The organism is Limnovirga soli (genome assembly GCF_013106755.1).
GTDB classification, from domain to species: Bacteria; Bacteroidota; Bacteroidia; order Chitinophagales; family Chitinophagaceae; genus Limnovirga; species Limnovirga soli.
On record NZ_WHPF01000004.1, the window covers coordinates 135,964 to 152,387 of the forward strand.

Annotated in this window: 8 protein-coding genes; all 8 read left to right on the plus strand. The window is 36.3% G+C overall.

Going from position 1 to position 16,424, the window contains the following annotated elements; translation table 11 throughout:
• The first annotated feature begins 9 nt into the window (after window positions 1-9).
• The 8 genes from GD597_RS06255 (at window position 10) to GD597_RS06290 (ending at window position 16,424) form a co-directional block, all read left to right on the plus strand.
• Window positions 10-762, plus strand: a complete 753-nt coding sequence (locus GD597_RS06255; RefSeq protein WP_171606972.1) for a hypothetical protein — start codon at window positions 10-12, stop codon at window positions 760-762.
• A 10-nt stretch (window positions 763-772) separates the two neighbouring features.
• Window positions 773-9,124, plus strand: a complete 8,352-nt coding sequence (locus tag GD597_RS06260) for an RHS repeat-associated core domain-containing protein (protein ID WP_171606973.1) — start codon at window positions 773-775, stop codon at window positions 9,122-9,124.
• A 2-nt stretch (window positions 9,125-9,126) separates the two neighbouring features.
• On the plus strand, window positions 9,127-9,453 hold the full coding sequence (locus GD597_RS06265; RefSeq protein WP_171606974.1) for a hypothetical protein: 327 nt from the start codon (window positions 9,127-9,129) through the stop codon (window positions 9,451-9,453).
• A gap of 1,121 nt (window positions 9,454-10,574) precedes the next feature.
• The gene (locus GD597_RS06270; RefSeq protein ID WP_171606975.1) at window positions 10,575-11,306 is read left to right on the plus strand and encodes a T9SS type A sorting domain-containing protein; all 732 of its coding nucleotides are present in this window, start codon (window positions 10,575-10,577) and stop codon (window positions 11,304-11,306) included.
• A gap of 694 nt (window positions 11,307-12,000) precedes the next feature.
• Complete coding sequence (locus GD597_RS06275) at window positions 12,001-12,153, plus strand: hypothetical protein (protein WP_171606976.1); 153 nt, start codon at window positions 12,001-12,003, stop codon at window positions 12,151-12,153.
• A gap of 979 nt (window positions 12,154-13,132) precedes the next feature.
• A complete protein-coding gene (locus GD597_RS06280; protein WP_171606977.1) occupies window positions 13,133-13,330 on the plus strand; it encodes a hypothetical protein in 198 nt (65 codons plus the stop codon).
• A 29-nt stretch (window positions 13,331-13,359) separates the two neighbouring features.
• Window positions 13,360-14,217 carry a glycosyltransferase family 32 protein gene (locus tag GD597_RS06285; RefSeq protein WP_216368526.1) on the plus strand — a complete coding sequence of 286 codons (858 nt, stop codon included), beginning with the start codon at window positions 13,360-13,362 and terminating at the stop codon, window positions 14,215-14,217.
• 149 nt (window positions 14,218-14,366) lie between these two features.
• Window positions 14,367-16,424 carry a family 16 glycosylhydrolase gene (locus GD597_RS06290; protein ID WP_262888845.1) on the plus strand — a complete coding sequence of 686 codons (2,058 nt, stop codon included), beginning with the start codon at window positions 14,367-14,369 and terminating at the stop codon, window positions 16,422-16,424.

The window sequence follows — 16,424 nt, forward strand, 5'->3', positions numbered from 1 at the left end:
AAATAAATAATGAAAATACGATTTCAAATCCTTGTTTTGTTTTGTTTTTTAATGATGCAAAATAAAACAATATACGCACAGACAGGTAGTGAACCAGTTTTGCAGGTTTTTGCCAGGCTCCAGCAGGTGTATCAAAATATTCCGGCATTAAGTTTTGATGTAAAGTACACTTATAGTAATGAAACAAAGCCCGCAGAAATACTAGATTCACTTTCTGGCAAATTTGAAATAAATCAAGGCAATTACCACTATTTATTGGATAGTACAGAAACCATTCATAATGAGCGGTATACCATCGTATTATTCAGAGAAGACAAATTGTTATACCTCACAAAATCCTCTGAAGAACAAAAAGTAAACCCGGTTAGTACTATTAACGATTTACTAAAAAACAAAGAGGGATTGACTTTTGATGTCTCCGATAAGGATAAATTAACCATGTTAAAGATTGGTTATCCTCCCGGCAAAGAATATAAATCAGTAGAGCTTATAATAGATACTGCAACTGGGTATTTGGCGAAAGCGGTTTACATTGTTCAAACCAAATTGTTAGTAGATGCACAAGGTGCAACAGATCAGACATCGTTGAATCAGTATGATGAATATGCCAGGGTAGAAGTTAGTTTTTTAAATTATAATAGCAACACCGTAGACACATCAATTTTTGATGAGAAAAAAATCTTTTTTAAGGAAGGAAAGGATTTCAAAACTACGGCAGCATATAAAGAATATAAAATATTTCTTGGTTCATTAAACCTTTAAAAATACGTGTATGAATTATTTTGCAAAAATAGTATTGCGTTTGGTCTTTGCATTCATGCTTGGATCATTTGTAAATAAATCTATTGCTGCCAATGACCCGCCCTATATACTTTCATTAATTGGTTATAAAGGGCAGGTAAAAAAGGATTCTTCAGTACTTGTAACGGATGCTAATTTTTATTCCGGGGCACTCGCTTCGCAATTAAATAAGCCCTACTATGAAAAAAATATCATTACACTAAAGCTTAATGAGGATACCAGTTTCTATCTGCCACCTTCATTTAAAGTAACCGTAAAAGTAAAACTCAAGTATACCAAATACAGGTCACTTACAGACTCCCTTGTTGATACATTAACCAAAACACTCGTCATCAGATACGACAGTTCGGGCAAGTACGAGAGTAGGAATAGTTTTGTCTTTGACAGCGCTCAAAGGGTTCAAATAAAAATTGTCGATGTCACAATCGATAGTACAAACTTGAAAGACCTGGTAAACAATTCGCTGATTCTTGAAAATCAGATACAGCCTTATTCTGACTATAAATTTTCCTGCTCTGCCAATGCCGTCACCGCGGTCACGGTGGACAATAATGCAAGTAGAATCAATTCAACAGGAGAGCTATTGGTTAATTGGGCCAATATTATAGGTGCAGACCAGTATGATCTCGAATGGGTTTATATTGATCAGTATGCGCTAAATGCAGGTACTTATGGAAATGCCAATACACCTGATTCAGCTTTTGTTTCAAATATCTTTTTAAACAATGCAACAAGAATATCCACCACAAAACTTTTTTATGGAATACCACTGGTATTTCCGGATACCGGCACACTCTATATCCGAGTCCGCTCAGTTCAACTAAAGTCGGATGGTTCTGCTCTGGCATCCAACTGGAGTTCAAAGACGCTGCCTAATGGCTTAGGTAAATACTATTTTTATGGCCATCAGCTCAATATTAACTGGCAGTCTTCAGTTACGTTTGCGGAAGAAGGCAAGCGCAAAGTTGTTGTTCAGTATTATGATGGAAGCTTAAGAAGCAGACAAACGGTCACGAAGGATAACTCGGTAAATATTATTGATGTTGCTGAAACCTTTTACGATTATCAGGGAAGGCCGGTGATACAGGTATTACCTGTGCCTACTTTGTCTTCGGCAATAAAATATACACAGTTGTTTAATGTGGCAAATACGGGTGAGTATGATAAGAGCGTTTACGATAAATTGACAAGCCCAGATCTTTATTGTGATTCTTCTGCTCCAGCCATGAGTACTAGTAGTGGGGCATCAAATTATTATTCTTCTTCTAATGGAAATATCAGTGGTATTGAAAGATTTATTCCGGATGCAGAAGGATATCCTTTTACCCAAACCCAATATACCCAGGATAATACAGGAAGGATTGCTAAACAGAGTGGAGTTGGCCCTGTTTTTAAAATCGGAAGTGGCCACGAAACAACATATTATTATGGTTCGCCGGATCAGGATGAATTAGATGCGCTATTTGGGACAGAAGTAGGGGATAAAAGCCATTATTTTAAAAATGCAGTACAGGATGCCAACGGTCAGTTTAGTGTTAGCTATGTAGATATGCATGGCCGTACGATTGCAACGGCATTGTCAGGAGGGAATCCCCCCGGGATGGATACAATCAGCTCATTTTTACGAAAGAATGAGATTACAGAAACCTTATCAGACCCGACATCGACAATTATTAATGACCTGGTGATGGAAAGTCATAAAAGTCTACTGGTTACCAGTCAGGGTATTGATACTTTTACATTTAACTATGATTTAAACCCGCAAAGTTTTGTAAATAAGGATTGTCAGCAGGCCGATATTTGTTATAACTGTCTCTATGATCTTGAAATAACAATTACGGATGATTGTAATAACCAGAAATTACCTTCGGGTCAGCCATTTAAGCAAACAGTATATAAAGGGTCTCTAGCTGCATTAAATGATACATGCAACAAAACATCTGCTGGAATGCATGTTGATTTTTCGCTTCCATTAGCTGCGGGTACTTATGAAATTACAAAGAAATTATCCGTTAGTAAATATGCCGAGGATTTCTACAGGACCAATGTATTCACTGCAAAAAATATCTGTAATACACTCGACACTTTTGTAGCAAGGGCAAGATTGCTTTTATCTACCCAGTGCACACCCAGTTACAGAGCATGTAGGGATAGCCTTGGCTCTTTTTCTGATTTTTATACCCGCTATATTGTTAAAACTGGCGTTGATACACAGGGCGATACCACCGGCCTATGGAAAGAAATATGGAAAACCTATCAGGATGGACTCAATGCCTGCTATGAATTAGGAGATACTGCCCTTACAGTGGATGATGATATCAGAAGGGAAATGTTACTGGATGTTAGTGCGCCGGGAGGCCAGTATGCCAATCCTGACAGCACACAGGATGTTTATTCTATTTTTCATGCAGCAGCTGGAAGTACCTATCCACGCTACCAAAAACCGGGTATTGTTTACCTGGATGATTTTGGCAATCCTGACCATGTGATAAATGATTTGACGGGCAGACTTGTTACTCCCGATTCATTGGATGTAATACAATTTGCGAGGAAGTTTAAAAGTTCATGGGCAAATGCATTATTACCCTATCACCCTGAGTATTGTAAATTGCAATTATTGGATGCATACAATTCCAGTCTCGCATGGAATAAGGATTTTGAGAAAACTGATAATTACCAGGTTGCTTTAAATAAAGGCTATTTAACGCCATTGGGAAGCAATATGGATCCGATTGCAGGAGCTGCCAGAACAAAACTTCAAAACCTATTTAATGCCTATTTGACACAAGGCACAAGCCTGTCTATGACCCAGGCAGCGATATTGCCAGTGTACTGTGTATCAGGAGATACTAGTTGTATTTCATCTTTTTTTACAACTCCCAAAGGATATGCAGATTTAAGTTGTGATCCGGCAAGGGACATGGCCTGGAGGAATTTTCGGGAAATATATCTTTCGACAAAAAAGAGGATCATAGATTCATTAATAAGTAAAGGTGGCTGTACGCCGGGTTCTCAGGCATTAATCAACGCATATAGAATGCCTCATTTTTATTCCGTTGATACAGCGGTAAGTTTGAGTAACCTGAGTTTTTTCAACAACACAAATAATTCACTAACAGTATTGACAGATTCTATTAAATCCAGAATGGATAGTGCATATACACAAAATTGCAGATCATACACAACACTTTGGCTACAGCAACTGCAATCCTGTGCGAATTACCCCCTGGATAGTATTAATAAAGTAATCATACCAAGGCTTATTCAGGTATGTAAGGAAGGTTCTAATACAACACATCCATATGGCTCCAGAGAAATATGCCCTGATAGCGCTTTGGTAGAGGGTAAATACAGCAGCTTTGATGATGTAATCAATGATTATAATCTCACGCATGGAATTGCCAGAAGCGAATTTTGCAATGCGGACTTAATTACATATCCTGAATTATATGATAAGCAATCCACCAGTACAAAAGCACCCGCTATTGTATATACAAAACCTGACGATTGTACCTGTGAGAAAATCAATCTGTTGCATACAGAATTTACAATGTATAGTTCGGGATTTACTAACTTCTCTGATTATTTGTATAAAAGATACAATACGAGTATTAGTCAGAATAATCTTGATTCGTTGATGGGGTTATGCAATAACACCAGCTCTTGCAAATATGTGAGTACACCAATTGCTATACCTGCTGTATTGCAATGCAACAGCGCCAGTACCTGTGCCACCTGTTCTTCATTTCAGGAAGTGTATAACGCATTTACAAGTTTGTATCGTTTTACACCGACCAGAACTGAAACCGATACAATACAACAAAGAAGAAATGCCCTATTCACGAGCTATATGAATGCGCACCTGGGATTTGCAAAGCAAACATGGGAGTATTTGGATTTTAAAGATAGATGTAACAGTACTGCACCAGTGGCGAACATCGGTACATCAAATAAATGTGTTGATTGCGATAGTTTGCAAGTGCTAATAAATGCATATTTTAATCAAAGCGGAGTATATGGTGGTAGTGAAACTGCAATGCTTCTGTATATCAAAGATGCTTTAGCCAATAAAGGGCTTAATACAACAACAGACAATATTAAATCTGCTTTATCTGTTTGCCATATTGGTTGGGAGAAAAATGTTGCATTTGGCGGAACAACAGTGGCTCCTGGTGCTTATTATGTTTTTAAGGATAGCACATCCAATATGAATATTGGTTCTAATGGAAATCCATTTACGATTGAATGTTGGGCAAATTTTGGTAATGATAATCTGGAACAGCCTTTACTCTATAATATTAATGCCAAAAATTCAACTTATTTTGGACCACAATTTGCTTGTACTGATAATAAAAATGGATATTATATTTATGAGGCAACGGAAAACTCTAAAAAATATTTATTTGCAAGAATCAGTGATACCCACTCCGATACTTCTAGTTATTATATTGTAAGAAGTACGGATACTCTGGTGCCATTGAAATGGTATCATATTGTTTTGACAAGGAGCGGCAACTCGGTTTCTGGGTTTAAAATGTATTTGAATGGGCAGCTAACTGGAAATGTATTGGTTAGAGGTTCTGGTAATTTACAAAATGGTAATATAACTCCATTAAGCCCTATGCTAAATGGAAAATACTTAAAGGGTCTATTTTTATTACATAATAATTATACTGGAGGTACAAATTCCACAGCATACTTAAAGAATCTTCGGTTATATGGAAGGACATTGGCACAAAATGAAGTATCCTCAAATTACACGAATTGTGATGGAATACCTTATGATACAACATCCCTAAAATTGTGGGCAAAACTAATCGAAGCCGGTAATAGACCTAAAGATTATAGTCTTTACAATACACCTGGTTATTGGTTAACAAGAGCCTTGAGTAATTGCGACACTACTGGTAATTTGTACTCTAAGGATTCGGTAGGTAGATGGAAGGGGCAAAGGGGAACTGTAGCATTAGACTCTTGTATACCAGCGTTGACGAGTGTTTTATGTAATTACCCAGATGATATATTACTCTGTGGAAATACCACACCTTATATCGCAGATATTAATCAGATAACAAATTGCAGTGACAGTGCTTTTTTTGCTTTCAGTGCCGGAATGGAGCGGTACAATGATTATTCCGATTCACTAAATAACTATTTTGACAGTGTATACCGAAGTAAATGTTTACAGGCATTTAAATATGAATTATTTACGGTTACCCATAAGTCTTCGGAATACCATTATACGCTGTATTATTATGATCAGGCCGGAAATCTGGTTAAAACTGTGCCACCACAAGGAGTGATCCCTAACCGAAACAGTACCTGGCTACAACAAGTGAAAACAGCAAGGGCTACAGGAACTGTGCAGGTGCCTGTCTATCAATTAACAACAGAATATAGATACAACTCTTTAAATCAGGTTATTGCACAGATAACACCTGATGGAGGTAAGTCTTCATTTTATTATGACCGGTTGGGAAGATTAGTGGTATCACAAAATGCGAAGCAGATTACAGCCAGTAATTATAGTTATACAAAATATGATTTGCTTGGGCGTATTACCGAAGTGGGGCAGATACACAGTACAACTTCCATGAGTCGTACAGTGAGCAAAACACAATCGCAATTAGATACCTGGTTTAATAACGCTAATAGTAGCCGGACTGAAATTACCCAAACACACTATGATAGCTCTTACTATGTATCTCTAGCGCCCTATTTATCTGCCACTGATTTGCGAAACCGGGTAGCATGGACTGCCCTATATAACACAGCAGGAAGTATAGACTCTTTAAACCATGCTACCGCCACTTTTTATAGCTATGATATCCACGGTAATGTAGATACATTATTGCAGGACTTTAAGAGTGGCATCATGGCTACAAGTGGAAATAACCGGTTTAAGAAAATCGTGTATCAGTATGACCTGATTAGTGGGAAGGTGAACCAGGTTGCCTACCAGGCAGGACAACAGGATGCGTTTTATCATAGGTATACATATGATGCCGAGAATAGGTTAACAGACGTAGAGACTAGTGCTGATCAACTGTACTGGGAACATGATGCGTTTTATAAATACTATAAACATGGACCACTTGCCAGAATGGTGATTGGTGACCAGCAGGTACAAGGAATTGATTATGCCTATACTTTGCAAGGGTGGTTGAAAGGGGTGAACAGTACAACATTATCGCCAACAGATGATATGGGTAGTGATGGAAAAACTACGGGAGGAACTTCAAGTCCAGTAGGTCGAGATGCCTTTGGGTATGCGCTTCAGTATTATGGCCGTACCGACTACACGCCGATATCAAATGCAAGGAAAATGTTTGCTGATGGTTATGATACTTTAGCGTCATTTAAAGCTTTGTATAATGGGAATATTGCAGCTATAAGTTTGAATATCCAATATCCGGCATCAGCATCTGGAATAGCATATACTGGTGGTTTGTTTTACAACTACAAATACGACCAGTTGAACAGGCTGACCAAAATGAATGCGTTTAATGGATTGAATACATCTACTAATACCTGGAATCTTAGTTCTATACAGGATGATTATAAAGAAAACATTAGTTATGACCCTAATGGAAATATTATTGGTTACCTGAGGAATGGTACTCAGGTTGGCGGTACACCACGTGCAATGGATAGTTTAAATTATCGGTATTATTACTCAAAAACCAGTGGGACATGGGGTACATATATCCCTTCTGCATTACCAACGGATGCTGCCAAACTGACTAATCAACTTGCCTATATTACAGATAGTGTAAATGCGAATAACTATACTGATGATATAGATAATCAAGGTGCAAATAATTACAGTTATGATTCGATTGGTAATCTGACGAAAGATATAAAGGAAAATATTGACAGCATATACTGGACAGTGTATGGGAAGATAGCACAGATTAATAAACATGATGGAACCGTTATTAAATATGCATATGATGCTTCGGGAAATAGGATTAGTAAAATAGTTGGATCAAAGCAAACATGGTATGTCCGTGATGCGAGTGGTAATGTATTGAGTTTGTATACCAGTGGTGATACAACAAATGCGGGGCATCTAACGCAAAGTGAAGTGGATATTTATGGCAGCAGCAGGTTAGGTTTATTGAAACCGAATATTGATGTAACATTAAATATTTCAATGCCTGGTGTAGGTAGTAAATATTTTACTACTTTCACAAGAGGGCAGAAGATCTTTGAATTGAGTAACCATTTAGGGAATGTATTAGTTGCTATAACAGATAAAAAACTAGGTGTTAGAAGTACATCTGATACCACTAAGTTTTCTTATTATAATGCAAATATTCTAAATGCAAATGATTATTATTGCTTCGGAATGCTAATGCAAGGAAGGACTTATAGTTCATCTATATATCGTTATGGGTTTAATGGAAAGGAAAGTGATATTGAGGTAAAAGGTACTGGTAATCAGCAGGATTATGGAATGCGAATATACGACCCAAGATTGGGAAGATTTCTAAGTGTTGACCCAATCGCGGCAAAATATCCTGAACTTACACCATATCAATTCGCAAGTAATAGGCCATTAGATGGGATTGATTTGGATGGATTGGAGTACATGCCATATCTACCACGATTTAATACCGAAGGAAGAAGCTTCAGTTCGTACGTAGCTGCATTCGATAACGGGGCTATTGCAATTTTAAATACAGTCCCAGAGTTGTGGAATAGTATGATAGCATCCGGGTATTCACTTAAAAAGGGTACATATGGAGAAGATCTTAGGACGCAAACAAAACAATTGGTTAATGGGATTAATCGGACCACTAATAAGATTTGGAATGAACCCTTGAAAACGTTGTCATCCCCTGACGCATTGGAGTTTTTAACTAGTGTATATTTAAGTGCTAAGGTACCATTGCCTAGTGGAGGTAGTAAAGTTAATTTGACAGCGCCGGTAAAAAGTGGGGTAAGTCTTAGCGCAGAATTAACTGAAGGTACGCAAGTGGCAGGCTTGTCATTTAAAAAGCCAGTGCCTCTCAGTGTAAAACCATTAGCTCCAAATTTAATTAGTTATGGTTGCGAAGCTCTCGCAAAAAAAGTCCAAAATGTTATCGGTGGTGATTTCTTGCAAATCACACCAACCCAAGGAAAATTTTTAGGACCAGTAAATTATTCAGAAGGGTCAGTCAACGGTTGGACACATCACGTTGCGGTTTTAAAGAATGGGAAAGTATTTGATGCAATGACAGGATCAGCGGGAATGAATTTGGATACATACAAGTCCATGTTTGAGTATTCAGATGCCTTAAAATTTGAACAAGTAAAAAATATAACAGTTAAATAATTATGGAAATTACAGATAAGATTGTTGAATGGATTAAAATTTTGAAGACTAAACCCAAAATGGTTATTGCTACCTCAAATATTGATTATTTAATTTTGAGAATATATATCGAAGGATATATAGATGGAGTTAGTCTTATTGTAAATAGAAATATTGGCAAGGATATAACATTTTGGTTTCAAGAGAAAATAGATCAAAGATCATCTAACTATTGGACAGCTCATATTGCTTTTTATTATCAAGGGAAGACCGAAGATGAACTTAAAGCAATTTTACTTGATACTACTGAAATGTTTTTTCTTGAGAATCCAGATTGGTATAAGGAGTAGAAAATTCCGAAACTTCGTTACTAAAACCTTCCACGCTGGCCTAAGATGATTTAAGAAATAAAAGTGTGAATTTTTTTTTACTAAAGTATGGTAGATACAGTTCGGAATCCGATTCACTCATTTTAGATTAAATATTTAAAATGATTCATAATTCATCATTAAAAATTATTGAATTTAGCTATGACGAAGGGTGAATGTAAACAATTAAAATTTTAATGATTATTTGGAGGATTAGAATAAATCTGGGAAGTTATATAAGTTATTTAATTACTTTATAAAATATAAGGTTATGGCTGACAAGAGAAGATCTGAAGAGAAAAAATATTAAGGAGGTGAATATTTTATAGAATGCAACTATATTAAAAGGGGGTTTAACTGGAGAAGGAGGTGCAAACAGAAATATATAAATATGGTTACATAATACACGATACTTTTTTTAGGACTTATGATTCCGATTTCAAACAATATGATTTGCATCATTTGAATAAATTACAAGGCTGCAACTTCAAATGGTGAATAACAGGAACAAATTAGAATTTTAGTGATACAAAAAGCAAAAAGGCTTGCAGTGTTGGTTTATTATAAATATTAGTTATTTTTTTTCTTTTTTCTTGAGTCATTTGCTTTCTTCTATAGGTTGTTAATTTTTCATAAAAGGGTAAAATAAAAACAGTTCGAGAGCTGGTTTTTTTGCGGTAGAATAAGCCATTTAATCTTTATGGTCAAGGAGAAAAGCATCCATTAGAACAAACAAATGTGCTTTGTCGAATGGAGAGAGTTGTTGTATATCAGTGATAAGTGTTACTGGGAAAGCTTCAATACCCAAAGTTGATAAAATGGAAATAAAAGATTTATCGGAAAATGCATTTTATTACTTCAGTCAAACTGAGTTGAAACACAAAATAATTTTAAAATTTTATTAATACTTATATTTAAATTTTCATTCAACTATTTTTTTGATTCCATTTATATTCTAAGAAAATTATTTTTTATGTAGGCTTAATATTTGGTTCATCCATACCCAAAAAACAATAAATTAGACTAAAATTATTGTCCAAATACTTTCTCTACTAAGTTTTTTTTAATATCTTGAAAGTATTATATACCTTAAAAAAAATGTAATGAAAAACAAATTTTTATCTTTCCTCCAATTCGCATTCATCTTCCTGTTTCTATCAGTAGTAAAAGCAAATGCCCAAACAGATTCCTGTTGTTCTGCACCAGATAGCTTAAAGGTTACATTTGTCGGGGATAGTACTTTTTGTGTGTCATGGGTGGTTATAAAATCACCACTTTGTGACTCTGCTGCAAGAGGAACAATTGCATGGCGTCCAATAGGAGATTCAGTATGGCTAACGCATTCAGGTAACTATAGCCCTGCTACACATACAGTTACCTATTGTGATTCTATAAAGCCCGCTACAAAATATCAATGGAGGGTACGCAATACTTGTATAACCTATGATAGTCTTACCCATAGAGATACGGTCATTCATAGCCCATGGATAAAAGGTCCAAATTTTACATCTGATACTGCCAGCTTTAAAAAAAATGGGAGCATTGATCAATTAAGTTTGCAAACTCTTCCGCAAATCAATACTAGGCAATCTATAAAAATGTATCCTAACCCAACTCATGATATAGTTACGATTGAAGGGTATGCTGCGGCTTCTTCAAATCTAAAAATTATCGTAACAAATACTGCCGGGAAGAATGTAGCAATAAGGGATTTTAGTGTACCTATGGGTTCATATAAGATTCCATATAATATTAGTACGCTAACAAAAGGGTTTTATTTTGTTACTATTAATGATGGCAAAGCATCCTCTTTTCTTAAATTAAGAAAGGAATAATCTGATTGAATTATTTGCAATATAAGCAGTACAATTTTGTACTGCTTTTTTATTTACAGAAAAGGAAAAAAGGTCTCTCTTCGGCTTTGTCGGCAAGGAGTACGCCAAACTAATGCAGTAAAAAGCATATTCTTTTAAAAGCCTTTTAAGGAATGCTTTTACCTGCATTATCCTGCGGATGCTTTGCAGTTTGTCATACTCCTTGCTACTCCTACAGCCTACGTTCGGATAACTCTTGTGACCTTCACCCAACTTCGTTCATTACTTCCTTCGTGAGCTTCATTACACCATGCTCGCTCCCAAGCTCTGAACACAAAGGGATGAAACACTTTGTTATTATGTAAATGATTCTTTTAAGTGTCCATCCCTTTGTGTCTTTACCCATACCCAGCTTGCTTGGTTCCATTTGCTCACTACATCATCCATTCTCTTCAGTATGGTTCAGTTCACCCGTTGTCCATAATTTTGCTCGCCTTGCGTGCCTGCTATGGCTACGGGTTTGTCATGCTTTTAGTATTAAAATAAACAGGGAAATGCTAAGGGTCAATTTAAGCTTTTTAGCCAAAGCTTTTTGCTACTTTCAAACAGAGTACCCTTTCAATTATTTGGAGCCCGGCGGCTGCCAATTTATCAGGCTTTACTTGCGTCGCACTCTTGTACGGTTAGATTATAGCCTTTTGAAAAAATAGTCCCTATGAAAAAAAAGCAAAAACCAACTACGGTAGAGCGTTTTGAACCCATGAGCAGTAAGTATTTGGATATTATTTTACAGGGACAGCGTGAAGAGCAGCAGTCTTTTATTGTTTTTCTCGGTATGATCTATTTTGCATGGAAAGGCTTCACATGAGCAAGCATTTATAACATTGAAAGCTGAATAATCGTCAAATACCAAAACGACCTTCAATTATGTATGCCAGATGGTATTTTATATTTTGTTTCTGCGTTCCTTATAACCTGTAGTTTTTGTTCTTAAGGACATACTATGCCTTTTATGTGTACCATTTGTAAAGATAGAAATGCCCTGTAAAAAATAAAATCATGCCAAAATATCGCCTTGCTACAAAACTTAGCCAAAAACGTGATAAATCACGGGGTGCGTGATTTATCACACCCTTGAATGCGTGATAAATCACGTTGTTTTGAATAGTTGGATGCTATACATTTGGTTCAGAATTAACCATACATTCCTATGTACCTATATCAATAATTTTCTTGGTAGCAATGGGAGCGTAAAAGCAGTTATTATCACTAAAAAAAGGGCACATTAGCTATATTTTTATTTGCAGGGCTATTTTGGTAGCCGGCACTAAACAATAATTCCCTAATAGGGCTGTAGCGTTAATTTGGTTGGCTACATGAATTTAAATAAACCGGGTTAGTTGCTTATGTGACTGACAGTGGCAGCGCCATATTGGTTTGGAAAATATGTTTTTTTAAATTGAATTAACCCTAACCCTTATTTAAAGTGTGCCAAAGGCTACCTGTATATAACCCAAATCCCTTATATAAAATTAATTAAGCGTTGTGGTAATAGGTCAAGAAGATTGACCTATTATAATTTATTCCCATATTAAAGGGTGAATGCTCCTTATGCTAATGCAATAAAGTTACAGTTTAAGCTACCCTATTGTTTGGACGCTGAAGTGTGCGACGCAAGGATGTATCATTAATAATGTAGTGCCGGGCTAATACCTGTAGAATTTGGCAAAAAGTAGTATTGTGGTTCTGTTAACTAGTTATAAATTTTTAATGGAGTAAAAAATTGAATTGTATCATTAGCTATTACCTACAAATGCGTTTGCCACCACAATTGTAACCTTATTCTTGTGCAATTTGCATCAAATATTTCCTGGAATAAAAGGATAAAACAGGTACCTGGTGCCAAATGGAGCAAAACATTAAATGGCTGGACCATACCCAATACAAAAGAAAACAGGGTAAAATGTAAGTTGGAATCATCCGAAAGCAATTTGTTAAGTTACCCGGTTATTAATAAAAAAAGCATGACTAATAACCCAAAATAAACTTTGATAAAATTTCAAGGTAATAAGGAATGAATAATCCTATGAATATTGAAAAACCCGATAAAGTAGACCCTCTAACTGAGAAGGAGCGAGATCGCTCAAATTTCGTTCGAAAATTTGTTCAAGGCTATAAAGAACCTGACCAAATGCTTAAGGATTATGACACTGGAATCCCTAAGCGTATAGTTCACTACTGGAATGATTTGGACAATTTACCTCAAGATGTAAATGAATGTATTGAGTCGTGGAGATCCCTTAAAGAGTCAGGGTTCGATTTTGAGATTTTTGACGAAAATTCTGCAAGAGAATTTATCAAAACCAATTTAGGTTCCAGATTTGAGAATGCTTTTAACCTATGTTATCACCCCTCAATGCAATCTGATTATTTTCGATACAGCTATATTTTTGTAAAGGGTGGGTTTTATATTGATGCAGACGATATTTATCACGGTATGTCTATTGATGATTTCTTTAAGGATGGGAGATTGAAATTGCAACCGTTTTGTTATGATATCGAAACGGCTCAAATGATTTCGGCTTCTAATTTTGTTTTTCAAGGTGCAGATAAATGGAGCTGGATCTTCTATTTCAATACGACACCATTAATCGCGGCAAGTAATCATCCGATAGTTGAACGAGTATTATTGAATGCTACACAAGCACTTGAAAATTGTACAAAAGAAGAATTACCCGAAGTTCAAGCGACCACAGGGCCTGGCATTCTAACCGAATCAATATTAGAAGTGATTTCTGAGCAAAAAAATCCAGAAGAAACTATGCTTGTTTTGCATAATTGGGAGAAAATCTCAACAAGTAAATGGTCACTTAGTTATCGAAATGACCAAAGAAACTGGAGACTCTCGAACCAGAAATCTTATCATTCTTAAGTGAAAATAATGAATAGATGAATTTGTTACCCGAACGTTCAGCAATTATCAGTCGTGCTTTTAGGCTTTGGTTGATTATAAGAAAACTAATTCCAAGGCGAAAGTGTCAAGCATTTGGCGCCGATAATGAGAATAATAGCCGACAGATAATGAGGGTCTATGTCATAAACCTAGATAGAGCCCCCAAACGCTGGTTCAAGATGAAGCAAGAACTTAGTCGAATATTGAACTCTTCGGGAACTAGACTTCTTGATTTAACTGAACGTCTTGTTGCAGTTGATGCTAAAGATTTTATTGAAGATCCAATCCCAGATGATAAGGTTACCCCATTTTATACACTGAGTGACCAACTTTTTGTAGAGCCTCAACCATTAATCCTTCCAACACAATTAGAATTAGATAGTCTAATTAAGATGACTCGAGCCGAATGCGCTGTTGCTCAATCACATATTAAAGTTTGGGAGAAAGTCGCGGCCGGTGAAAATGAATATACACTTATACTTGAAGATGATATCTGGTTTCATTTCAACTTTACAATAAAAATGGATAAAGTTTGGAATGATGTGTTATCAATAAGTGATGCCAAGACAAGTTTTGATATACTTTATCTATCCTATCTTGAAGTAAAATATGGTGCGCCAAAGACACTTCTTTCAAGGAATTTGTTTCGTCCAGTTCGTGGCCTTTGGCATTTATCTGGTTATGTTCTGTCAAGAGAAGGCGCAAAAAAACTAATTGACTCACTTCCAATACAAGGCCCCGTAGATCTTTGGATAAATCATCAGTTCAAAGGGTTAGATGTACTAGCATCTAAGCAGTCATTAATTAGTCAACGTAGAGATATTACATCGTCAAATTCGTATTCAATACTTCCAACCTTAACTACAATCGGAGCAATTAATAGTGAAGGTGCTTCTTTGTTTAACATATATCCTTCCGAAAGACCAGTTTTTGTATTCGGTTCCGGAGGATCAGGTCTATCATCATTAGCAATGGCTTTATCTATGCTGGGGTATCGATGTTGTAGTGATTTTGAGGACTTACCGAGTTGCGAGATTCAACGGGTTTTCGAGGGAAAAGGTGATAGGGTTTTCGATGCATACGTGAACATCGGTACTATGTATTCTAGAGTTTGGGAATTAAAAACACGATATCCACAAGCAAAATTTATTCTTACTGCAATTGAAAATATAGAAGAAGACTTTGCGCTGTTTAAGATCAAACAAATCCTTGAAGATACTGACTTGACCATCCTTTATAAAAGGGAACTTAATAAATGGCGAGTTGTTTGTGAGCATTTAAGGAGTGCACCTCCTAATTGTAGCTATCCTGAACTACATGAGGTTGGACAAAGACCGATTCGTTCTGAAAATATTGAATTTGACCACGGTGTTAGATTTACTCATCCAAAACGTGACACTTCACCATGGCTTATAGATTCTAAGAAATGCTGGCAAGGAATTAATTCTATAGCGGAAGACGGCGTGTCTAGTATCAATAGTGAGACTGTAAAAATTTCGGATCGGTTGGAATTCTGTGACACTAATCGTTGGTTAATACGGAGCGATACATTCACAGATAATTTAGCCTTGTTTAGGCCGAATAATGTGAATTTTGCACCAAAAATTGGCGCAACTCTTTCCATTAAAAGTGAATCACTTGGAGTACGAGAGTATTCGTCTGCATCTATTAGTAGTAAGAGTCAATATTTATATGGAAGGTTCGAAGCTACTATAAAAGTCTCCAATACTCCGGGCGTAGTTACAGGTTTTTTTCTTCATCGTAACTCTCCTCGCCAAGAAATAGATATAGAGATAGCAGGAAATCGACCAAACCGACTATTGGTCAATGTTTTCTACAATCCAGGAGACATAGGTGCAAATTATGACTATGGATATAGAGGGTCTCCTAGCTACATTGACCTTGGATTCGATGCATCTAAGGAAAATCACAGATATGCTATAGAGTGGAGTCCAAATGAGATTCGATGGTTTGTCGATGATGAATTAGTTCATAGGCGAGGTATTTGGGAACCTACTCCTATTCCACATCTACCAATGACACTCCATGCCAATAATTGGATAACCCGTTCTACTCAACTTGCAGGTCGAATCAATAATAGAAACCTCCCTACTGTTTCTATTTTTCATAATATCGAGGTTAAAGCAAAAATTAATGGCGCCGATTACGAGGTAAAAACTAAATAG